Genomic DNA, 22,687 nt, shown 5'->3' on the forward strand with positions numbered 1-22,687 from the left:
GCTTTCTCACAACGAAATGCGGTTCATGTAATTGCCGAACGCCTGCAAGTAACGCGGGATCGGAATCAGGAAGGCGTCGTGGCCTTGCGGTGCGTCAATTTCCAGATAGCTGACGTCCTTGCGCGCGGCCATCAGCGCATCCACCAGTTCCCGCGAACGCGCAGGAGAAAAGCGCCAGTCGGTGGTGAACGACATCACGCAGAACTTGGCTGTGGCGTTTTCGAAGGTTTTCGCCAGATCATCGTCGAAGTTCGCCGCCGGATCGAAGTAGTCCAGCGCCTTGGTCATCAGCAGATAGGTATTGGCGTCGAAGCGCCCGGAGAACTCTTCGCCCTGATAACGCAGATAGCTTTCGACCTGGAACTCGACACTGTGGAAGTCGTAGTTGAGCTTTTCACTCTTCAGGCCACGGCCGAATTTCTCACCCATGGAATCATCGGACAGATAGGTGATGTGGCCGACCATGCGCGCGAGCATCAGCCCGCGCTTGGGGATCACGCCGGCTTCCTGGAACGAACCGCCGTGGAATTCCGGATCGGTGAGGATCGCCTGGCGCGCGACTTCGTTGAAGGCGATGTTCTGCGCCGACAGTTTTGGTGCCGAGGCGATGGCCAGGCAGTGCCGCACGCGATCGGGGTAGGTGATGGTCCATTGCAACGCCTGCATGCCGCCGAGGCTGCCGCCGATCACCGCCGCCCACTGGCCGATGCCGAGCAGGTCAGCCAGACGCGCCTGGCTGTGCACCCAGTCTTCCACGGTGAGCACCGGGAAATCGGCGCCGAACGGCTTGCCGGTCTCCGGGTTGATACTGCTCGGGCCGGTGGAGCCGTTGCAGCCGCCGAGGTTGTTCAGGCTGACCACAAAGAACTTGTTGGTGTCGATCGGCTTGCCGGGGCCGATGCAGCTGTCCCACCAACCGGGCTTGCGGTCGTCGACGCTGTGATAACCAGCGGCGTGATGATGACCGGATAAGGCGTGGCAGATCAGCACGGCGTTGCTCGCCTGGGCGTTCAGCGTGCCGTAGGTTTCATAAATCAGATCATAAGCGGCCAGGGAACGCCCACAGGCCAGCGTCAGCGGTTCGCTGAAATGCGCGGTTTGCGGCGTTACCAGACCAACAGAATCGGCGGGAAAGGCAGTTGGCATCGACCCTGCTCTCGTTGAAATGAGGCGTAAGTCTAAAGACCGGGGGGTTAGCGGCAAGCAGCCCTCACCCTAACCCTCTCCCAGAGGGAGAGGGGACTGACCAAGGTGTTCTGTCGAACTGCGCCGACCTGATAATTGCGAGTCGAACTCCAATCTTGAGCTCAACACAAATCGGCTCCCTCTCCCTTGGGAGAGGGCTGGGGTGAGGGGCGCAGACGACGCCATATCAAGCCGAGCGCCGATCCCTCTCATCTCACATCAGCAAACGCAGAATCTCCGGCATCATCGTCATCGCCGCCAGATTGTTGATCACCAGCATGTCGATCAATTTCAGCGCAAGGAAGGCGAAGATCGGCGACAGGTCCAGACCGCCGAGGTTCGGCAGGAAGCGGCGGAACGGTGCCAGCGCCGGTTCGCAGATCTGGTTGACCAGCTCAGCGCCCGGATTGTGGCTGCCCGGTGCGACCCACGACAGAATCACGCTGATGATCAGAGCGAAGAAGAAGATCTTCAGGAACAGCGCAGTGACGCCGATCAGCGACCAGATCAACAGTTGCAGCGGGTTTCCGGTGGTGCCGTAGGTCAGCAGCAGGGTCAGCGCCATCAGCAGCAGTTGCACCAGAATCGCCAGCACCAGCGACGACATGTCGAGGCCGAACAGGCTCGGGATGATCCGGCGCAAAGGCTTGAGCAGCGGCTGAGTGGCCTTGACCACGAACTGGCACAGCGGGTTGTAGAAGTTCGCCCGCACCAGTTGCAGGACGAAGCGCAGCAGCACGATCAGCAGGTACAGGCTGCCGAGGGTTTGCAGCACGTAAACCGCTGCGGTGTTCAATCCGATCATGTAAGGCTCCTTTATTTGCCCAGTTGTTCGGCCATTTCGGCCGAGCGGTGCGCGGCGGCGCCGAGTGCGGTTTCAACCAGCGCTTCGAAGCCGCCAGCCTGGAATGATTTGATCGCTGCTTCCGTGGTGCCGTTTGGCGAGGTCACGCGGCGACGCAATTCGGCGGCGTCGACATCGCTGGATACCGCCATGTGCGCGGCGCCCAGAGCAGTCTGCACGGTCAGTTGCTCAGCGATCTCTTGTGGCAGGCCAAGTTTGACGCCGGCGGCGGTCATCGCTTCGATCAACAGGAAAAAATACGCCGGGCCGGAGCCGGACACTGCGGTGACCGCGTCCAGTTGCTGTTCTTCTTCCAGCCACAGGGCGATGCCGACGGCGGACAGCAGCTCTTCGGCTTGCTGACGCTGCTCGGCGGTTACTTCGCTGGTCGCGTACAAACCGCTGACACCCTGACGCAGCAGCGCCGGGGTGTTCGGCATGCAGCGCACGATTGGCTGTTCGCCGAGCCACGCGGTCATGCTCGCGCAGGTAATGCCGGCGGCGATCGACACCACCAGTTGATTCGGTTTCAGGCTTGGGCGAATCGCCTCGCACACGGCTTTCATCGCCTGTGGCTTGACCGCCAGCACGATGACATCGACGCCGTCGATGGCCTGGGCGTTGTCAGCGAAGGTTTCGATGCCGTGTTCGGCGCTGACTTTGGCGCGGGTGTCTTCGCCCGGATCGCTGGCGCGGATCTGCGCCGCTTCCAGACCTTTGGCGCGCAAGCCGCCAATCAGACTGGCCGCCATGTTGCCCGCACCGATAAACGCAATACGTGTGTTGCTCATGTGTGGTCCTTATCTGGAAACGTTCAAGACTGGGAGTAATCTCTGGCGCCAAACAGCGCGGTACCGATCCGCACCCAGGTGGCGCCTTGGGCAATGGCCGACTCGAGGTCGTGGCTCATGCCCATGGACAGTGTGTCGAGCGGCAGAGCGAGGCTCGCCTGCAATGTCTGCACGGCGGCGAAGGCAGCGTCCTGTTCAGCGCGCTCTTCGGTCGGCTCGGGAATCGCCATCAGTCCGCGCAATTTCAGCCGGGGCAGGGCGCTGATGGCCTCGGCCAGCGCTGGCAGATCGGCCGGGGTGCAACCGGATTTGCTCGCCTCGCCGCTGACATTGACCTGAATGCAGATGTTCAGGGGCGGCAATTCGGCCGGGCGCTGCTCGGACAGGCGTTGGGCAATTTTCAGCCGATCCACGGAGTGCACCCAGTCGAAATGCTCGGCAATCGCGCGAGTCTTGTTCGATTGAATGGGGCCGATGAAGTGCCAGATCAAGGGCAGGTCGGCCAGCTCCAGCTGTTTGCCCAAGGCTTCCTGCAAGTAGTTTTCGCCGAAGTCGCGCAGGCCGGCGGCGTAGGCCTCCCGCAGGGCCTGGGCGGGTTTGGTCTTGCTCACGGCGAGCAAATGGATGCTGTTTTCGTCGCGGTGCGCAGCTTTCGCCGCTGCCTGGATGCGCGAACTAACCTGAAGGATGTTGTCTGCTATCGTGGACATCAAGAGGCGCCGGCGGTCTGTAGGTTCGCGGCATTCTACTGGAATTGAGGGACGCTATGGATATCACTGAATTGCTGGCCTTCAGCGCCAAACAGGGCGCTTCCGACCTGCACCTGTCGGCCGGCCTGCCGCCGATGATCCGTGTCGATGGCGACGTGCGACGGATCAATCTGCCGGCGCTGGATCACAAGCAAGTGCACGAGCTGATCTACGACATCATGAACGACACCCAGCGCATCGAATTCGAGAAAAATCTGGAAACGGATTTTTCCTTCGATGTACCCGGCGTGGCGCGCTTTCGGGTCAACGCATTCAACCAGAACCGTGGCGCTGGCGCCGTGTTCCGCACTATTCCGTCGAAAGTGCTGAGCATGGAAGACCTCGCCATGGGCGATGTTTTCCGCAAGATCACCGATGCGCCGCGCGGGCTGGTGCTGGTCACAGGGCCGACCGGCTCCGGCAAATCGACCACGCTGGCGGCGATGATCGATTACCTCAACACCCATCGCCATCACCACATCCTCACCATTGAGGACCCCATCGAGTTCGTCCATGAATCGCGCAAATGCCTGATCAATCAGCGCGAAGTCCATCGCGATACGCGGAGCTTCGCCACCGCACTGCGCTCGGCGCTGCGTGAAGACCCGGACGTGATTCTGGTCGGCGAAATGCGTGATCTGGAAACCATTCGCCTGGCGCTGACCGCCGCCGAGACCGGGCATCTGGTGTTCGGCACCCTGCACACGACCTCGGCGGCGAAGACCATCGACCGCGTGGTCGACGTGTTTCCCGGCGACGAGAAGTCGATGGTGCGTTCGATGCTGTCGGAGTCGTTGCTGGCGGTGGTGTCGCAGACGTTGATCAAGAAGATCGGCGGCGGGCGGGTGGCAGCTCATGAAATCATGCTCGGGACATCGGCGATCCGTAACCTGATCCGCGAGGACAAGGTGGCGCAGATGTATTCGGCGATTCAGACCGGTGGTTCGTTGGGGATGCAGACACTCGATATGTGCCTGAAGGATCTGGTGACCAAGGGCTTGATCAGCCGCGAGCATGCGCGCGAGAAAGCGCGCACCCCGGATAACTTCTGAGGGTCGGTGGTGCGGCTGCCGGCCCTTCGCGAGCAGGCTCGCTCCCACATCAAACCGCATTCCTTCAGCTGGAATGCATTCTTCTGTGGGAGCGAGCCTGCTCGCGAAGGTGGCGGTACTGCTTGAGCAGATTTCCGGATCAGTCAGCTCAGCGCTGGACTACGCGCAGCTGCTGTTGTTCTTTCGGCAATACGCGCTTGGCGACGACGTAATGCTTTTCCCAGTACGGCTTGTTCAGCGTGTCGATGCTCACCGCTTTGCCACGGCGCGGGGCGTGGATGAAGCGGTCGTTGCCCAGGTAGATGGCAACGTGGTTGACCCGACGGCTCTTGATGTTGAAGAAAATCAGATCGCCCGGCTTCAGATCCTTGCGCTCGACTTTCTCGCCGTGACCGCTGGCCATGGCATTGGAGGTGCGTGGCAGGTCGAAAGTAGCGTCGTTGAACGCGTATTTCACCAGACCGCTGCAATCGAAGCCTTTACTTGGGCTGCTGCCGCCCCAACGATAAGGTGTACCGAGGACGTTTACCGCACGGCTCAGCACATTGCTGCTTTCCTTGCTCGCCATCGGTGGCACCAGCTTGCTGCGGCTCTTGCTGCTCAGCGTGGTGGTCTTGCTCTTGCTGCTTTTGCTCGAAGGAGCCGAAGCATGGGATTTCGGGGTGAAGCCGTTGACGTTGGGAAGACGTTGCTCACGATTGGTGGCGTGGGCGGCCAGTGGCATTAATAGGCAAATAGTCAGCCATGTCTTGAAAAATGGTCGCATTAGGCGTGGCTCATAAGTGATAGCGCGCAACTTTATAACAGCTTTTTTTGCCGTTCCGAGGCCGTTCATCGATTCATTCCGCCGGCTACGGAACCAAAAACGCTCAAAAAGTACGCAATTGTCCGACAGAAGTCAGGTTCTACAAGGGTTTCGCGCTAGCAACGGTAACATTTGCCATACGTCGGCCACCTGTAAAAAAGTCACAAAGAAATGAAGAATATTTATCTATCGAGTGCAATGAGGTCTTAATGAACAGCTATCAGCTACCCCGCGTGAAAGAAAAAGACACTCACAGCAAAGTCATCGGCTACCTGCTGTGGATTTTCGGATTCACTGGCGCGCACCGCTTTTACTACGGCAAACCGGTGACCGGGACGATCTGGTTCTTCACCTTCGGTTTGCTGGGGATTGGCTGGCTGATCGACCTGTTTCTGATCCCGGCGATGGATCGCGAAGCGGATTTGCGCTTTGCTGCCGGGCCGATCGAGTACAACGTCGCGTGGATTCTGCTGACCTTTCTCGGTGTGTTCGGCGTACACCGCATGTACCAGGGCAAATGGATCAGCGGCTTGCTGTATCTGCTGACCGGCGGGTTGTTCTTTATCGGCGTGCTGTATGACTTCTGGACGCTGAACGATCAGGTGTCGGTGCGCAACGCGCAGAATCGCGGCGCCTTTCAGTAAGTTTTTGCCAGATCAAAAGATCGCAGCCTGCGGCAGCTCCTACAGGGAAATGCATTCCAAAGTAGGAGCTGCCGCAGGCTGCGATCTTTTGCTTTTTAGGCCTGGTGAGTAATCCGCCCATCCACCAGCGTATAGCGCACCACGCCCGGCAGACTGTGCCCGATGAACGGGCAGTTCTCACCCTTCGACAGCCATTGTTCACCGGCCACCGTCGATGACTTCGGATCGAACAGCACGATATCCGCCGCACCGCCTACCGCCAGTTTGCCCGCCGGCAGGCGCAGGGCTTCGGCCGGTCCTGCGCTGAGACGTGCCAGCAGCGTCGGCAAGTCGAGCAAACCATCCTCAACCAGCGTCATCGCCAGCGGCAGCAGCAACTCAACACTGCTGATGCCCGGCTCGGTGGCGCCGAACGGGGCCAGTTTGGCGTCGCGCTCGTGGGGCTGGTGATGGCTGGAAATGGCCGAGACCACCCCGGACTTCACAGCTTCACGCAGGCCATCGCGATCGGCGCGGGTGCGCAGCGGCGGTTGCACGTGATAGAGGCTGTTGAAGTCGATCAGCGCTTCGTCAGTCAGGATCAGCTGATACAACGCAACATCCGCCGTTACCTTCAAGCCACGGGCCTGCGCTTGGGCAATCAGCGCCACACCGCGCGCACTGGTCAACTGGCTGAAATGCGCACGTACGCCGGTTTGCTCGACCAGCAGCAGATCGCGAGCCAGCGCCACGGTTTCCGCCGTCTCCGGAATCCCCGGCAGGCCAAGGAAACTGGCGACCGCGCCTTCGTGGGCGAGACCGCCCTCGGCCAGATCGTGATCCTGCGAGTTGAAGATCACCGTCAGGTCGAAAGTAGCCGCATATTCCAGCGCCCGGCACAGGGTGCGGCTGTTGCGAAAGCTCTCCAGACCGTTGCCGAACGCCACGCATCCGGCGTCCCGCAGGGCCACCAGTTCGGCCAATTGCTCGCCGTCGAGGCCTTTGCTCAAGGCGCCGATCGGGAACACCTTGGTGTTGCCGGCTTCGCGGGCGCGGTCGAGGATCAGTTCGGCGACGGCTGAGGTGTCGAGCACCGGTCTGGTCTTCGGTGGGCAGCACAGGCTGGTCACGCCACCGGCAGCGGCGGCGCGGGTTTCGCTGACGATCGAGCCTTTGCGGCTGTAACCCGGCTCGCGCAGGGCAACATTGAGATCGACCAGACCAGGCGCGGCGACCAGGCCTTGGGCATCGATGGTTTCCACTGCGCTGAACCCGGCCGGCGCCGCGCCGAGGGCGACGATCTTGCAGGCTTCAACGTGGATGTCGGTGATTTGATCCAGACCGCTGCTGGGATCGATAACGCGTGCGCCGAGGATGCTGAGCTTCACTGGGCGTTCTCCTGCTCGAATTGACGTTGCGCAGTCTGCCCGCTCATGGCCATGGACAGCACAGCCATACGAATCGCGATGCCGTAGGTCACTTGATTGAGGATCACCGAGTGCGGGCCGTCGGCCACCGCCGACTCGATCTCCACGCCACGGTTGATCGGCCCCGGGTGCATGACGATGCAATCGGGTTTGGCCCCGGCCAGACGTGCGGTGGTCAGGCCGAACAGGCGGTAGAATTCGCCTTCGCTGGGCAGCAGGCCGCCGGTCATGCGCTCGCGCTGCAGGCGCAGCATGATCACCACGTCGACGTCTTTCAGGCCTTCAGCCATGTCGGTGTAGACCTTGACGCCGTATTGCTCGATGCCGATCGGCAGCAGGGTTTTCGGCGCGATCACGCGGATATCCGGGCAGCCGAGGGTTTTCAGCGCGAGCATGTTCGAGCGCGCCACCCGCGAATGCAGGATGTCGCCGACGATCGCCACCGAAAGGTTTTCGAAACCGCCCTTGTGCCGACGGATAGTGAGCATGTCGAGCATGCCTTGGGTCGGGTGCGCATGCCGGCCGTCGCCGCCGTTGATGATCGCCACCTGCGGGCAGACATGCTCGGCGATGAAGTGCGCCGCGCCCGAGTCGCCGTGACGCACGACAAACATGTCGGCGGCCATCGCTTCAAGGTTGCGCAGGGTATCGAGCAGCGTTTCGCCCTTGCTCGCCGACGATGTCGACACGTTCAGGGTGATCACGTCTGCCGACAGCCGCTGGGCCGCCAGTTCAAACGTGGTGCGGGTGCGCGTGGAGTTTTCGAAGAACACGTTGCACACGGTCTTGCCGCGCAGCAACGGGACTTTCTTCACCGCCCGGGCACCGACTTCAAGGAACGAGTCGGCAGTGTCGAGGATTTCCGTCAGCAACTCGCGGCGCAGGCCGTCGAGCGAGAGGAAGTGGCGCAGCTGGCCCTGATCATTGAGCTGCAGCGGGCGCTTGGTATCTAGAGGCGTCATCGCGAGGGGGACTCTCAATAGGGCGGATTAAAGGGTGACGTCTTGCAGTTCGAGCGTCAGCGGCTCGGGGCCGGACAACTTGACCCGCTGGTTGCCGGCCAGGGTCAGGGTGGCGCCGACCACGTTGGGGCGGATCGGCAGCTCGCCGGCGTCCAGGTCCAGCAGGCAGACCAGGGTGACGCTGGCCGGGCGGCCGTAATCGAACAATTCATTCATGGCGGCGCGGATAGTCCGACCGCTCATCAGCACGTCGTCGATCAGCACCAGATGCTGGCCTTCGATCTCGAAGGGCAGGGCGGACGGGCGCACTTGCGGGTGCAGGCCATTCTGGCTGAAGTCATCGCGATAGAAGGACACATCCAGCGTGCCCAGTGGCGCATCGCTGTTCAGTTCCTTGAGCAGCGCCTGCGCGACCCAGATGCCGCCGGTGCGGATACCGATGTAACGCGGTTCGCTGATGTCACGCTGGGCAAGGTGCGCCTTGAGGCGGGTCGCCATCTGGCTGATCAGATCGGCGGGATTGGGCAGGCTCATGGTTGCTCCTTCGTGATTCCGCGCTGCGTCCTGCTGGACGAAGCTCGGTTTATAACCAAAAGAAAAGCGCCGAAGCGCTTGTCAGGATTCAAACAATGCAGTGTTTTCATCGAGCCAGCCCTGCAGCAGCAGGGCAGCGGCGATGGCGTCCACCGGGTTGTCGCGGTAACTGCCTTTCTGCCCGCCACGCACCAGTCGCTCGCCCTTGGCTTCGAAAGTGGTCAGGCGTTCGTCGTGGGTATAGAAGGGCAGGTTGTAGCGGCCGTTGAGGCGGCGGGCGAATTTCTCGGCGCGTACGCACATGTCGCTGGGCGTGCCGTCCATGTTCAGCGGCAGGCCGACCACCACGGCGTCGGGTTTCCATTCTTTTATTAGCGCTTCGACCTGATCCCAGTTCGGCACGCCGTTCTGCGCTTTCAAAGTGCACAGCTCGCGGGCCTGGCCGGTGATGACCTGGCCGACCGCGACGCCGATCTGTTTGGTGCCGTAGTCGAAGCCGAGAATCAGGCGCAGGGCCATCAGGCGTGACCTGCCTGGCTGGTGAGCAGATTGAGATCGATGCCCAAGTGCCGCGCTGCCGCTTCCAGGCGCAATTCGCTGCGGGTGTTGAACAGTATGTCGGCGTTGAAAGGGCAGGTCAGCCAGGCGTTGTCGGCCAGTTCGGCTTCCAGTTGCCCGGCTTCCCAGCCGGCGTAACCCAAGGTAATCAGGCTCTGCGCGGGGCCGACGCCGTCAGCGATGGCGAACAGCACGTCCTGCGAAGTCGACAGGGCCAGGTCGCCATCCAGTTGCGCCGTGGCCTGGAACGTTTGGCCCGCCGGGTGCAGGACAAAACCGCGATCGGTCTGCACCGGCCCGCCGATGAAGATCGGCACATCCTGGCAGCGTGCCGGCGGCTCGATGTCCGGGCGCAACTGTTCAAGGATGTCGGCCAGATTCAACTCTTGCGGCCTGTTGACCACCAGCCCCATCGCGCCATTGGCCGTGTGCTCGACGATGTAGGTCAAGGTGTGGGCAAAGTTCGGGTCGGCCATGTGTGGCATGGCGATCAGGAAGTGATGCTTGAGGTAGCTGGGGCTGACGTTTTTCATGAGCGCTAGTGTGGCGTCGAAGGGGCAAACTGACAAGCTGAGGCTTTAAAAGATCGCAGCCTTCGGCAGCTCCTACAGGGTGTACGCAGGCCCACTGTAGGAGCTGCCGAAGGCTGCGATCTTTGATTTTGCTCTTAATTGCTTGAAAGCTTGTCGCCCCGGGCAAATTTCCAGGTGCGGATGATTTCCAGGCGGTCGATGTCCGACAGATCGCCGGTAAACGGTGCAAACGGCGCGGCCAGGCGGACGATGCGCTGCGCGGCCTGATCGAGCAGCGGCTGGCCGGAGGATTCGAGCACCAGCACCTCATACAGCGAACCGTCGCGGTTGATCGAGACCATCAGGCGCAAATTGCCGTAGATCTGCTTGCGCCGTGCTTCTTCGGGGTAGTTGAGGTTGCCGATGCGCTCGACCTTCTTGCGCCAGTCGTCCTTGTACCAGGCGCCCTTGTCGCGCATGGTCGAGGCCGCGCTCAAGCGGTGGATGCGCGGGCGTTTGGCGTACAGCTGTTGTTCCTTGGCCAGCTCCGCCTCGAGGCTGGCGATGTCGCTGGACAGCTGCGAGCTGTCGAACACCGGCGCGTCGACGGTCGGTTTGACTTCGGTTTTGCTTTCTTCTTTCTTGGTCGGCGCCTTTTTCGGTTTCGGCGCGACGGTGGTCACCGCTGCCTTCGGTGCGGCTTCCTGCACCACTGGCTTGGCGGCGGGCGGCGGGGTGACCTTTTTGACCTGATTGTCCTGGAAAGGCGCGACTTCAGTGGTCTTGGGCAGGGCCTTCTTATCGAGCGTGCCGCTGCCTTCCTGGTTTTCCTGGGCGAGAAAATCTGCCTTTTCCGGCTTCTTCTCGGCCTTGAAGGTGGCCAGGGTGATTTCCAGGGTTTTGCTGATCTGCTGCGGCTCGACCATGGTGAAGCCGACGCCGAGCAGCAGCGCCAGGTGAATCAGCGCTGCCAGAAACAGTGTAAAACCGAGGCGATCGGCCGGGCGCACGCCACGATGGGCGAGTTCAGCGGGCAGATCGGACGGGAGGGTCATGACAAGAAAACCAACATCGCGTTTTTCAGAGGCTGCGCATGATAACGCAATGTTGGTTTCGCGCCTTGGGCTTCACGCTTCAAGCGACAGGCTGCATGTGACGTACATCAAGCTTGTGGCTTTTTGCCGGCCGCTTGCAGCTTTTTATCGATCGCATCCATCAGCATCCCGCCGATATCAGTGCCGAACGCATTGTCGATTTCGCGGATGCAGGTCGGGCTGGTGACGTTGATTTCGGTCAGGTGCTCGCCGATCACGTCGAGGCCGACAAACAGCAGGCCTTTCTCGCGCAAGGTCGGGCCGACCTGGGCGGCGATCCAGCGATCCTTCTCGGTCAGCGGACGCGCTTCGCCACGGCCACCGGCGGCGAGGTTGCCACGGGTTTCGCCCAGAGCCGGAATCCGCGCCAGGCAGTAATCCACCGGTTCGCCATCGATCATCAGGATGCGCTTGTCGCCATCGACGATCGCCGGCAGGTAGCCCTGAATCATGATCTGCTGCTTGCCGTGCAGGGTCAGGGTCTCGAGGATCACCGAGAGGTTCGGGTGGCCGGCGGTATGGCGGAAGATCGACGAACCGCCCATGCCGTCCAGCGGCTTGAGGATCACGTCACCGTGATGGTCGGCGAACTGACGCAATACGTCCGGGCGGCGGCTGACGATGGTCGGCGGCGTGCACTGCGGAAACAGCGTAGCGAACAGCTTTTCATTGCAGTCGCGCAGGCTCTGCGGCTTGTTCACCACCAGCACGCCAGCGGCTTCGGCCTGTTCCAGCAGATAAGTGGAATAGACGAATTCCATGTCGAACGGCGGATCCTTGCGCATCAGGATCACGTCCAGGTCGCTCAGCAGCTTGTCCTGCTCGGCGTCCAGTTCGAACCATTTGTCCGGGTTGGCGAAGACTTTCAGCGGGCTCATCCGCGCCCGCGCCTGGCCTTCGGCCTGATACAGGTCTTTCTGTTCCATGTAGAACAGTTCCCAGCCACGCTTCTGCGCGGCCAGCAGCATGGCCAGCGAGCTATCCTTTTTATAGGAGATGCTGGCGATAGGGTCCATGACAATCCCGACGCGAACGCTCATTGGGTTTTCCTCGAAATTTGGCTACCGGATCGGTATTGAAAAAGTGCCGCCAGAGTGGCGCCGGGCGGGTTTCGGGTCAAGGAAAAAGCCGTCGATAGATTGCATCTGGAGACTGTGCTAAAAAGGCTGGCAGATCGCGCCGCCCCATGGGTTTCAAGGGTTTCAGGCCATTATTCACAGCAAAACGGACAATTTGATTCGCAAAGGCGACGGTAGAACCCTCTTATGGAACAGCAGTCCAGCGCCTTGAAGGTCATGGTGATCGACGACTCGAAAACGATTCGCCGCACCGCCGAAACATTGTTGAAGAATGTCGGTTGCGAAGTGATCACCGCCATCGACGGTTTCGATGCGCTGGCGAAGATCGCCGACCACCATCCCGGGATCATCTTCGTCGACATCATGATGCCGCGTCTGGACGGTTATCAGACCTGCGCCCTGATCAAGAACAACAGCGCCTTCAAGGCGACGCCGGTGATCATGCTTTCATCCAGGGACGGGTTGTTCGACAAGGCCAAGGGGCGGATTGTCGGTTCTGATCAATTTCTGACCAAGCCGTTCAGCAAAGAAGAACTGCTCAACGCGATCCAGGCCCATGTTCCGGGCTTCGCCGCCGTTTTGCCGCAGTAAGACACGCACAGTGACGCTCGGCCAGCGGGCCGGCAGTCGACCAGAAAAATGGGGAAGACCATGGCACGTATCCTGATCGTCGATGATTCGCCGACTGAAATGTACAAACTCACCGGCATGCTCGAAAAGCACGGCCATGAAGTGCTCAAGGCCGAGAACGGCGCCGACGGCGTGGCCCTGGCCCGTCAGGAAAAACCCGACGCGGTGCTGATGGACATCGTCATGCCCGGCCTCAACGGTTTTCAGGCGACCCGGCAGTTGACCAAGGATGCCGACACTGCGCACATCCCGGTGATCATCATCACCACCAAGGATCAGGAAACCGACAAGGTCTGGGGCACCCGCCAGGGCGCCAAGGATTACCTGACCAAACCGGTCGACGAAGACACCCTGATCAAGACCCTGAACAACGTCCTCAACGGCTGATCGCGCGATCATGAACGAATCGCTGACCGCGTTCGAACTGCTCTGGCAGATCGACCAGCGCTGCCGCCTGCTGGCAGCGGACCTGCCGTCGCAAGCGGCGCGCCCGGATCGCTGGAGCGGCATCGGCTTTCGCCTCGGCGAGCATTGGTATGTGGCGCCGATGGGCGAAGTCAGCGAAGTCCTGCATGAACCGCGCTTCACCCAGTTGCCCGGGGTCAAGCCGTGGGTCAAGGGTGTCGCCAATCTGCGCGGGCGGCTGCTGCCGATCATGGACCTGTGCGGCTTCTTCGGCCATGAGCTGTCGCCGCTGCGCAAACAACGGCGGGTATTGGTGGTGGAACATGAAGACGTGTTCGCCGGGGTAATGGTCGACGAAGTCATCGGCTTGCAGCATTTCGAACAGGGCAGTTTCGAGCCGCTGTCGATCAGCAAGCGCCAGGGCTCCAAGGCCGAATTCGTCAAAGGCTATTTCCGCCGTGAACAGAACTGGCGGGTGTTCAGCCTGTTCGCACTGGCCAGATCCCCGGTGTTCATGGGTGTCGCTCTTTAGCACGAACAACAGAACCCATGTGGACGCGAGCCATGTGGCGAGGGGATTTATCCCCGTTGGGTCGCGCAGCGGCCCCAAAAACTGCAATGCCTGACACTGTCAGCGCATGCGATATTTTTGCGACTGCTTCGCAGCCGAACGGGGATAAATCCCCTCGCCAGCAAGGTTCGCTCCCACAAGGGCCATGGCAGGTTTCATAGGCGAGGACCGATGACAAAAGCAAAAACAGGCAAGTCGGCAGAAGCATCGCGCAGTCGCGCACAGATCATCGTGCTGTTTATCGCACTGATCGTGTTCATCATGCTGCTGTTCGCCAACTTCGCGTACCTCAACACCCAGGCGAACTACGACAAGCAGTACATCGGCCATGCCGGCGAACTGCGCGTGCTCTCGCAACGCATCGCCAAGAACGCCACCGAAGCGGCGGCGGGCAAGGCGGCCGCCTTCAAACTGCTCAGTGATGCGCGCAACGATTTTGCCCAGCGCTGGGGCTACCTGAAGAAGGGTGACCCGAACACCGGCCTGCCGCCGGCACCCGTCGCCGTGCGCCCGGAAATGCGCGCGGTGCAGATGGACTGGGAGCGCCTGTTGAAAAACACCGATGCGATCCTCAGCAGCGAACAGACCGTGCTGTCGCTGCATCAGGTCGCCGCGACGCTGGCCGAAACCGTGCCGCAGTTGCAGATCGAATACGAAAAAGTCGTGGAAATCCTGCTCCAGCGCGGCGCCCCGGCGGCGCAGGTGGCAATGGCGCAACGGCAATCGTTGCTTGCCGAACGCATCCTCGGTGCCGTCAACACGGTGCTTGCCGGTGACGAAAACTCGCAGCAGGCCGCCGACGCCTTTGGCCGCGATGCCGCGCGTTTCGGCCTGGTGCTTAACGGCATGTTGCAAGGCAACCCGGCGCTGAAAATCAGCCAGGTCGAAGACCGCGACGCCCGTGCGCGTTTGAGCGAAATCTCCGAGCTGTTCCAGTTCGTCTCCGGCTCGGTGGACGAAATCCTCGAAACCTCGCCAGAGCTGTTCAAGGTCCGCGAGTCGGCCAGCAACATCTTCACCCTGTCGCAAACCCTGCTCGACGAAGCCTCACACCTTGCTACAGGTTTCGAGCATCTGGCCGGCGGGCGCAACACCGACACCATTGGCGGCTATGTGCTGGGCCTGCTGGCGCTGGCCTCGATCATCCTCATCGGTCTGGTCATGGTCCGCGAAACCAATCGCCAGTTGCGTGAAACCGCCGAGAAGAACGAGCGCAACCAGAACGCGATCATGCGCCTGCTCGACGAAATCGAAGACCTCGCCGATGGCGACCTCACCGTGACCGCTTCGGTGACCGAAGACTTCACCGGCACCATCGCCGACTCGATCAACTATTCCGTCGACCAATTGCGTGATCTGGTGGCGACCATCAACCTCACCGCCGGCCAGGTTGCCGCCGCTGTGCAGGAAACCCAGGCCACCGCCATGCATCTGGCCCAAGCGTCTGAGCAACAGGCCCAGCAGATTTCCGAAGCCTCGACGGCGATCAGCGACATGGCCGAGTCCATCGATCAGGTCTCGGCCAACGCTGCCGAATCGTCGGCGGTGGCCGAGCGTTCCGTGGAAATTGCCAACAAGGGCAACGAGGTGGTGCACAACACCATCCACGGCATGGACAACATCCGCGAACAGATTCAGGACACCGCCAAGCGCATCAAGCGCCTCGGCGAGTCGTCCCAGGAAATCGGCGACATCGTCAGCCTGATCGATGACATCGCCGACCAGACCAACATTCTCGCCCTCAACGCAGCGATCCAGGCATCGATGGCCGGTGATGCCGGGCGCGGTTTTGCCGTGGTTGCCGACGAAGTGCAACGGCTGGCCGAACGTTCATCCGCCGCGACCCGGCAGATCGAAACCCTGGTGCGGGCGATTCAGGCCGACACCAATGAAGCGGTGATTTCCATGGAGCAGACCACCACCGAAGTGGTGCGCGGCGCGCGACTGGCGCAGGATGCCGGTGTGGCCCTGGAAGAAATCGAAGGCGTGTCCAAGACCCTCGCCGCGCTGATCCAGAGCATTTCCAACGCGGCGCAACAGCAGACGTCTTCGGCCGGGCAGATCTCGCTGACGATGAACGTGATCCAGCAGATCACGTCGCAGACTTCGTCGGGGTCCACGGCCACCGCCGAGAGCATCGGCAACCTGGCGAAAATGGCCAGTCAGTTGCGCCGTTCGGTGTCCGGTTTCACCTTGCCGGCGGCGACAGATAAAGCGTGAGTGGAGTGGTTATGGGTGATCGGCACGACTACGTGGCCCTGGAATGGGTCAAGGGCGAAATTGCCGAAACGCTGAAGCTGGCGCATCAGGCGATCGAAGCCGTGCTCGACGATCCGCAGGCCTTCCCCGGGCTGGACGAATGTCTGGCGTACATTCATCAGGTCCACGGCAGTCTGCAAATGGTCGAGTTCTACGGCGCAGCGTTGCTCGCCGAAGAAATGGAGCATCTGGTCGAAGCCCTGCAACATCAACGCGTGCCACACCGCGACGAGGCCTTGCACCTGCTGCTGCAAGCCCTGGGGCAACTGCCGCTTTACCTTGACCGCGTGCAGAGCGCCCGCCGCGACCTGCCGCTGGTGGTGTTGCCGCTGATCAACGATCTGCGCAGCGCTCGCGGTGAAAGCCTGCTAGCGGAAACCAGCCTGTTCAGCCCGCCACTGCCCGAGCTGGCGCCGCTCGGCGACGAGGCACTCGCCGCGCTGGAACCGCCCGATCTGCCGAACGTGCTGCGCAAACTGCGGCAGATGCTGCAAATGGCTCTGGTCGGTCTGCTGCGCGAACAGGACGACCAGACGCACCTTGGCTATCTGGCCAAAGTCTTCAGCCGTCTCGAAGCGCTGAGCGGCGATGCGCCGTTGAGCCCTTTGTGGCAAATCGCCTCGGCATTGGTCGAGGGCATGCGCGAGGGCGTCATCGCCAACAGTCCGGCGCTGCGCAGCCTGTTCAAGGACGCCGACCAAGAGCTCAAGCGCCTGCTCGAGCAGGGCATCGTCGGGCTCAATCAACCGGCGCCGGCCGAGCTGCTGAAAAGCCTGTTGTTCTATATTGCCAAAGCCGAACATCCCACCGGGCAGATGCTGACCATGAAAGATCACTACTCCCTGGACGACGCGTTGCCCGACAGCGCGATGGTCGATGAAGAACGCGCGCGCCTCGCCGGCCCCGACCGCGATGCCATGCGCTCGGTGCTGGCGGCGCTGTGCGAAGAGCTGGTGCGGGTCAAGGAGCGCCTCGATCTGTTCGTGCGCAGCGACCGCCAGCACGCCTCGGATCTGGACAGCCTGCTCGCGCCGCTGCGACAGATCGCCGACACCCTCGCGGTGCTGGGTTTCGGCCAGCCGCGCAAAGTCATCATCGACCAACTGGCAGTGGTGCTCAGCCTCGCTCAGGGCCAGCGCGAACCGAACGACGCGATCCTTATGGACGTCGCCGGGGCCTTGCTCTACGTCGAAGCGACGCTGGCCGGCATGGTTGGCACGGTGGAGACGCAAAGCGCCGAAGACGCGCGCCTGCCGACCACCGACCTGACGCAGATCCATCAGATCGTGATCAAGGAAGCGCGCATCTGCCTGCAACAGGCCAAGGACATGATCGTCGACTACATCGACGCCGATTGGGACCGCCAGCATCTGCAATCGCTGCCCGAACTGCTGACACAGGTGCGCGGCGCGCTGGCGATGATTCCGCTGGCCCGCGCGGCGAGTCTGGTCGAGGCCTGCAACGGTTTCATTCGCGAGCATTTGATGTTCGATGCCCATGAACCTGGCTGGGAACAACTCGATCATCTGGCCGATGTGATCAGCAGCCTCGAGTATTACCTCGAACGCCTGAGCGACGACCCGCAGGCGCCCGCCGAGCATCTGCTCGATGTCGCGCAAAACAGCCTTGCCAGCCTCGGCTTCTTTGCCAACGAGCAGCCCGGCGAAGCGCAAGTACCGGTGCTTGATGAGGTGCTCAGCCCCAGCGAAGCGCAGCTCATGCAGGATCTGCAAGCGCTCGACGACCCTGACGTCGTGCAGTCGCTGGCCGAAGTGCTGGCCAGCCCGCTGTCGGCGCTCAACCCGCCGGCGCGCAACAGCCCCGACAGCCTGATGCCGCCGCCAGCCGATGAAGAACCGGTCGACGATGAACTGCGCGAAGTGTTCCTCGAGGAGACCGACGAAGTCCTCGCGGTCCTCCACGAATACCTGCCGCGCTGGACCGCCAATCCCCAGGACCGCGCCGCGCTGACCGAACTGCGCCGGGCCTTTCACACCTTGAAGGGCAGCGGGCGCATGGTCCGCGCGTTGGTCCTTGGCGAGCTGGCCTGGGCGGTGGAAAACCTGCTCAACCGCGTGCTCGAACAAAGCGTCGAACCCGGGGCAGTGCTGCGCCAATTGCTCGGCGACACCGTGTTGCTGCTGCCCGAGCTGATCAACGAATTTGCCACCCAGCGTCAGCGCCAGCGCAACGATGTCGATCAACTCGCCGCCCGCGCCCACGCGTTGGCCAAAGGCGATGAGCCGCTGGCTGCCGAAGACACCGACGACGTCGCTGCGCTTGATCCGCTGCTGCTGGAAATCTTCCGCAAAGAAGCCGAAACCCACCTCGCCAGCCTCAACCGTTTCCTCGATCAGGCCGCCGAACAGGTGCCGTTGCCGGCCAGCGACGAACTGCAACGGGCGCTGCACACGCTCAAGGGCAGTGCCTCGATGGCCGGCGTATTGCCGATGGCCGAACTGGCGGCTTCACTGGATCAACTGGCACGCGAGTTCAAGGCGCATCAGTTGCCGCTGGATCTGGACGAGGTCGAACTGCTGCTCGAAGCCGAGGGCCTGTTCCGCGTCGGCCTGCGTCAGCTCAAACACGATCCGCTGGCGCCGATTGTCGGTGCGCAGTCGCTGATCAAACGCACCGAGGCGCTGCTCGCCGAGCGCCTGCAAGCCAGCTCCGATGGCGCTGACAGCGGCCTGCGCCTCAAGCGCGATCCGCAGCTGATCAACAACTTCCTCGCCCAGGGCATGGACATCCTCCTCGACGCCGAAAACCTTTTGCAGCGCTGGCAGCAGCACCCCGGCGAGCGCCAGGAACTCAGCGCTCTGCTCGATGAGCTGACCACTCTGGGCGAGGGCGCGCACCTTGCCGATCTGCTTCCGGTCGATGGCCTCTGCGAAGCTTTGCTCGACCTGTATGGCGCGATGGAAGAAAGCAGCCTGGCGGTCAGTGAGCGGTTTTTCCACGAAGCGCAACTGGCCCACGAAGCGCTGATCAACATGCTCGACGAACTCGCTGCCGGCCAGGAAATCACCGCGCAACCGGAGCGGATTCGTGCCTTGCAGGAACTGCTCGACGAAGGCCTCGACCCGGCGGCGATGGGCCTGATCCGCAGCGACGGCAGCCGCACCCTGGACATTCGCGAACTGGGCAGCGCCACCGCGCAATTGCAGCAATCGGTTGCCGCCCTTGAGCCTGACGACGAGATCGTCGAAATCTTCCTCGAAGAGGCGGTGGACATTCTCGACAGCGCCGGGCAAGCCTTGCAGCGCTGGCGCAAGGATCCGGACAACGCCGCGCCGCTGTCGTCATTGCAGCGCGACTTGCACACGCTGAAGGGCGGCGCGCGCATGGCCGAGGTCGAGGTTATCGGCGACCTTGCCCAGGAGCTGGAAAACCTCTACGAAGGGCTGGTCGATCGGCGTTACAGCCACAGCGTCGTGCTCGAAGGTTTGCTCCAGCAAAGTCACGAGCGTTTGGCGCTGATGCTGGAGCAACTGCAAGCGCATCAAGCGCTGACCCCGGCGCAGGATCTGATCGACGCGATCCGTCAATTGCGTCAGGGCCAGGCCGCCAGCGAATCTGCCCCCGCAGCGGTCGAACACGACAACGCCGGGCATGATCCGGAACTGTTGGAAATCTTCCTCGAAGAAGGTTTCGACATCATCGAAAGCTCCGGCGCCGCGCTGTTGCGCTGGCAGGCCGAGCCGGGTAACCGTCAGGAGATTGAAACCCTGCTGCGCGATCTACACACCCTCAAGGGTGGCGCGCGGATGGTCGAAATCGGCCCGATCGGCGACCTCGCCCATGAGCTGGAATTTCTCTACGAAAGCCTCTCTAGCGGTGCGCTGCAACCGTCTGCCGAACTGTTCGCGCTGGTGCAGCGCGGCCATGACCGACTGGCGCAAATGCTCGATGGTGTGCGCGCCGGGCAACCGTGCCCGCCGGCCGATCGGCTGATCAATGCGATCCAGAATTTCAGTCACCCGGTGCAGGTTGAAGCGCTGCCGGCGCCGGTCGCGGCGCCGGTCGCGGCACCGGTGGCCAAGCCCGAGGCTGCGCCACCGGCCGCCGATGCTGGCGCGGACATGGTCAAGGTCTCGTCCGAGCTGCTTGATGAACTGGTCAACCTGGCCGGGGAAACCTCGATCTTTCGTGGGCGGATCGAGCAGCAAGTCAACGATGCGCAGATTGCCCTCAACGAGATGGAAACCACCATCGAGCGCATGCGCGATCAGTTGCGCCGCCTCGACACCGAAACCCAGGGGCGCATTCTCAGCCGCCAGCAAGTCGATGGCGAACGCCTCGGTTATGAAGACTTCGACCCGCTGGAAATGGACCGCCATTCGCAGCTTCAGCAACTGTCGCGGGCGCTGTTCGAATCCGCCTCGGACCTGCTCGACCTCAAGGAAACCCTCGACCGCCGCAATCACGACGCGGAAAACCTGTTGCAACAACAGGGGCGGATCAACACCGAGCTGCAGGAAGGCCTTATGCGTACGCGCATGGTGCCGTTCGAACGCATGGTGCCGCGTCTCAAACGCATCGTGCGGCAGGTCGCCGAAGAGCTGGGCAAGGACGTCGCATTCGTCGTCGGCAACGCTGATGGCGAGATGGATCGCAACGTGCTGGAGCGCATGGCCGCGCCGCTGGAACACATGCTGCGCAACGCCGTCGACCATGGCCTCGAACCCGCCGATGTGCGGCTGGCGGCAGGCAAACCGGCGCAAGGGCAGATCACCCTTGATCTGTCCCGCGAAGGCGGTGACATGGTTTTCGACATCCGCGACGACGGCGCCGGGGTGCCGCTGGAAGCCGTGCGGCGCAAGGCGATCAAACGCGGCTTGCTGGCGCCCGACGCCGAGATCAGCGACCGCGACGTGTTGCAGTTCATCCTTCAGCCGGGTTTCTCCACGGCGGAAAAGATCACCCAGATTTCCGGGCGTGGCGTCGGCATGGACGTGGTCCACGAAGAGGTGCGTCAGCTCGGCGGCAGCATGAGTATCGATTCGGTGCCGGGGCAGGGCGTGCATTTCCGCATTCGCCTGCCGTTCACCGTGTCGGTCAACCGCGCACTGATGGTGCAGTGCGGCGAGGATCAGTACGCGATTCCGCTGAACACCATCGAAGGCATCGTGCGCGTGTTGCCGAATGATCTGGAAGGGCATTTCCGTCACGATCCACCGAGCTATCAATACGGCGGCCAGCGGTATGAGCTGTGCTATCTCGGCGAGCTGTTGAAGACTGCGCCACGGCCGAAACTGCTCGGGCAGAACCTGCCGTTGCCGGTGCTGCTGGTGCATTGCAACGACCGCCACATTGCCGTGCTGGTCGACGCCATGGCCGGCACTCGCGAGATCGTGGTCAAGAGCCTCGGCCCGCAGTTCGCGGCGGTGCAGGGCGTGTCGGGGGCGACGATTCTCGGCGACGGCCGGGTGGTGCTGATTCTGGATCTGCTCGCACCGATCCGCGCGATGCAGGCGCGCCTGGCGCAGGAACCGACGCCCACGGAGATCGACAGCGAACCGCACAAGCCGTTGCTGATTATGGTCGTCGATGACTCGGTGACGGTGCGCAAGGTCACCAGCCGTTTGCTTGAACGTCACGGCATGAACGTGCTGACCGCCAAGGACGGTGTCGATGCGATGCTGCTGCTCGAAGAGCACCTGCCCGATCTGATGCTGCTCGACATCGAAATGCCGCGCATGGACGGCTTCGAAGTCGCCACCCAGGTGCGCGCCGACGAACGCCTGTGCCACTTGCCGATCATCATGATCACCTCGCGCACTGGCCAGAAACACCGCGACCGCGCCATGGCCATCGGCGTCAACGACTACCTCGGCAAGCCGTATCAGGAATCGGTGTTGCTGGAGAGCATCGCCCAGTGGAGCAAGAAACATGCATGAGCACCGGCACAACCCGCGCACCAGCCAGCTCACCGGGCTGCTGCTGCCGCTGGCCGATCGCAACCTGATCCTGCCCAATGTCGCCATTGCCGAGCTGATCGACTACCAGGCCAGCGCCTTCGATCTCGACACGCCGCCGTGGTACCTGGGCCGGGTGACGTGGCGTGAGCGGCAGATTCCGCTGATCAGTTTCGAATCGGCCTGCGGGCAGAAAATCGTCATCGGCGAACGGGCGCGGATCGTCATTCTGAATGCCTTGGGCGGCTTGCCCGAGCTGAGATTCATCGCCCTGTTGGTGCAGGGGATTCCTCGGTCGTACAAGCTGGACAGTCAGTTGAGTTACGTGGATGTGCCGTTGTGTGCGCTGGAGCAGGCGGCGGTGCAGGTCGGCGAGCAGGTGGCGAAGGTGCCGGATTTGTTGGGGCTGGAGCAGTTACTGGTGGATGCGGGATTGGCCCGCTGATCCAAGGCTTGACTGATCGTTCCCACGCTCCGCGTGGAAATGCAGCCCGGGACGCTCCGCGTCGGCAACGGGCTCAGGTCAGCGTCATTCCCAAGCATCCCCCAATCGGTTCCCTCTCCCTCCGGGAGAGGGCTAGGGTGAGGGTAGCTTTTGAACGTTACGCTCAGCGTAATGATTCACCGCCCAGCTTGATTGATGCCCTCACCGCACACGCCTAACTTGGCTCCACGACAGCGAACCCGTG

General features: G+C 62.1%; 20 protein-coding genes. 8 read left to right on the top strand and 12 right to left on the bottom strand.

Annotated features, from left to right (window positions below):
- Positions 1 to 6: 6 nt before the first annotated feature.
- The 4 genes from metX to ACZZ0K_RS25860 form a co-directional block, all read right to left on the bottom strand.
- A complete protein-coding gene (metX, locus tag ACZZ0K_RS25845; protein WP_024014658.1) occupies positions 7 to 1,146 on the bottom strand; it encodes a homoserine O-succinyltransferase MetX in 1,140 nt (379 codons plus the stop codon).
- Positions 1,147 to 1,399: 253 nt separating this feature from the next.
- The gene (locus ACZZ0K_RS25850) at positions 1,400 to 1,990 is read right to left on the bottom strand and encodes a YggT family protein (protein ID WP_039757546.1); all 591 of its coding nucleotides are present in this window, start codon (positions 1,988 to 1,990) and stop codon (positions 1,400 to 1,402) included.
- A gap of 11 nt (positions 1,991 to 2,001) precedes the next feature.
- Positions 2,002 to 2,820 (bottom strand): pyrroline-5-carboxylate reductase, encoded by an 819-nt coding sequence (gene proC / locus ACZZ0K_RS25855; protein WP_150743565.1) that lies wholly within the window; start codon positions 2,818 to 2,820, stop codon positions 2,002 to 2,004.
- A 23-nt stretch (positions 2,821 to 2,843) separates the two neighbouring features.
- Positions 2,844 to 3,530 carry a YggS family pyridoxal phosphate-dependent enzyme gene (locus tag ACZZ0K_RS25860; RefSeq protein WP_071172225.1) on the bottom strand — a complete coding sequence of 229 codons (687 nt, stop codon included), beginning with the start codon at positions 3,528 to 3,530 and terminating at the stop codon, positions 2,844 to 2,846.
- A 56-nt stretch (positions 3,531 to 3,586) separates the two neighbouring features.
- Between ACZZ0K_RS25860 and ACZZ0K_RS25865 the strand changes: the two genes are divergently transcribed.
- Positions 3,587 to 4,621 (top strand): type IV pilus twitching motility protein PilT, encoded by a 1,035-nt coding sequence (locus tag ACZZ0K_RS25865; RefSeq protein ID WP_041476813.1) that lies wholly within the window; start codon positions 3,587 to 3,589, stop codon positions 4,619 to 4,621.
- Positions 4,622 to 4,769: 148 nt separating this feature from the next.
- Here ACZZ0K_RS25865 and ACZZ0K_RS25870 read toward each other — a convergent pair whose 3' ends face one another.
- Positions 4,770 to 5,387 (bottom strand): C40 family peptidase, encoded by a 618-nt coding sequence (locus ACZZ0K_RS25870; protein ID WP_024014657.1) that lies wholly within the window; start codon positions 5,385 to 5,387, stop codon positions 4,770 to 4,772.
- Positions 5,388 to 5,635: 248 nt separating this feature from the next.
- Here ACZZ0K_RS25870 and ACZZ0K_RS25875 point away from each other — a divergent pair, with 248 nt between their 5' ends.
- The gene (locus tag ACZZ0K_RS25875; protein WP_016772734.1) at positions 5,636 to 6,070 is read left to right on the top strand and encodes an NINE protein; all 435 of its coding nucleotides are present in this window, start codon (positions 5,636 to 5,638) and stop codon (positions 6,068 to 6,070) included.
- A 95-nt stretch (positions 6,071 to 6,165) separates the two neighbouring features.
- Here the strand turns inward: ACZZ0K_RS25875 and ACZZ0K_RS25880 are convergent, their stop codons facing one another.
- The 7 genes from ACZZ0K_RS25880 to gshB form a co-directional block, all read right to left on the bottom strand.
- Positions 6,166 to 7,437, bottom strand: coding sequence for a dihydroorotase (locus tag ACZZ0K_RS25880; protein ID WP_024014656.1), 1,272 nt, complete (start codon positions 7,435 to 7,437; stop codon positions 6,166 to 6,168).
- On the bottom strand, positions 7,434 to 8,438 hold the full coding sequence (locus ACZZ0K_RS25885; RefSeq protein WP_016772736.1) for an aspartate carbamoyltransferase catalytic subunit: 1,005 nt from the start codon (positions 8,436 to 8,438) through the stop codon (positions 7,434 to 7,436). Before ACZZ0K_RS25885 ends, ACZZ0K_RS25880 begins: the two co-directional genes overlap by 4 nt.
- A 27-nt stretch (positions 8,439 to 8,465) precedes the next feature.
- A complete protein-coding gene (gene pyrR, locus ACZZ0K_RS25890) occupies positions 8,466 to 8,972 on the bottom strand; it encodes a bifunctional pyr operon transcriptional regulator/uracil phosphoribosyltransferase PyrR (RefSeq protein WP_016772737.1) in 507 nt (168 codons plus the stop codon).
- Between the two features lie 81 nt (positions 8,973 to 9,053).
- Complete coding sequence (ruvX, locus tag ACZZ0K_RS25895) at positions 9,054 to 9,491, bottom strand: Holliday junction resolvase RuvX (protein WP_041476809.1); 438 nt, start codon at positions 9,489 to 9,491, stop codon at positions 9,054 to 9,056.
- Positions 9,491 to 10,063: a YqgE/AlgH family protein gene (locus ACZZ0K_RS25900; protein WP_150636915.1), complete on the bottom strand. Its 573-nt coding sequence runs from the start codon at positions 10,061 to 10,063 to the stop codon at positions 9,491 to 9,493. Before ACZZ0K_RS25900 ends, ruvX begins: the two co-directional genes overlap by 1 nt.
- Before the next feature lie 134 nt (positions 10,064 to 10,197).
- Complete coding sequence (locus ACZZ0K_RS25905; protein ID WP_039757551.1) at positions 10,198 to 11,097, bottom strand: energy transducer TonB; 900 nt, start codon at positions 11,095 to 11,097, stop codon at positions 10,198 to 10,200.
- Positions 11,098 to 11,204: 107 nt separating this feature from the next.
- A complete protein-coding gene (gene gshB / locus ACZZ0K_RS25910; RefSeq protein WP_110644425.1) occupies positions 11,205 to 12,176 on the bottom strand; it encodes a glutathione synthase in 972 nt (323 codons plus the stop codon).
- A gap of 225 nt (positions 12,177 to 12,401) precedes the next feature.
- On the opposite strand from gshB, the gene pilG reads away from it, so the two are divergent.
- From pilG to ACZZ0K_RS25940, 6 genes are all read left to right on the top strand, one after another.
- Entirely contained in the window at positions 12,402 to 12,806 is a 405-nt protein-coding gene (pilG, locus tag ACZZ0K_RS25915) for a twitching motility response regulator PilG (protein ID WP_016772743.1), read from the top strand.
- Between the two features lie 60 nt (positions 12,807 to 12,866).
- Positions 12,867 to 13,232: a twitching motility response regulator PilH gene (gene pilH / locus ACZZ0K_RS25920; protein ID WP_016772744.1), complete on the top strand. Its 366-nt coding sequence runs from the start codon at positions 12,867 to 12,869 to the stop codon at positions 13,230 to 13,232.
- Between the two features lie 10 nt (positions 13,233 to 13,242).
- The gene (locus ACZZ0K_RS25925; RefSeq protein ID WP_016772745.1) at positions 13,243 to 13,782 is read left to right on the top strand and encodes a chemotaxis protein CheW; all 540 of its coding nucleotides are present in this window, start codon (positions 13,243 to 13,245) and stop codon (positions 13,780 to 13,782) included.
- A gap of 210 nt (positions 13,783 to 13,992) precedes the next feature.
- Positions 13,993 to 16,041 carry a methyl-accepting chemotaxis protein gene (locus ACZZ0K_RS25930; RefSeq protein ID WP_041476807.1) on the top strand — a complete coding sequence of 683 codons (2,049 nt, stop codon included), beginning with the start codon at positions 13,993 to 13,995 and terminating at the stop codon, positions 16,039 to 16,041.
- An 11-nt stretch (positions 16,042 to 16,052) separates the two neighbouring features.
- A complete protein-coding gene (locus ACZZ0K_RS25935; RefSeq protein ID WP_463559641.1) occupies positions 16,053 to 21,980 on the top strand; it encodes a hybrid sensor histidine kinase/response regulator in 5,928 nt (1,975 codons plus the stop codon).
- On the top strand, positions 21,973 to 22,443 hold the full coding sequence (locus ACZZ0K_RS25940; protein WP_071172230.1) for a chemotaxis protein CheW: 471 nt from the start codon (positions 21,973 to 21,975) through the stop codon (positions 22,441 to 22,443). Before ACZZ0K_RS25935 ends, ACZZ0K_RS25940 begins: the two co-directional genes overlap by 8 nt.
- The last annotated feature ends 244 nt before the right edge of the window (positions 22,444 to 22,687 follow it).

The organism is Pseudomonas sp. AC255 (assembly GCF_979258175.1).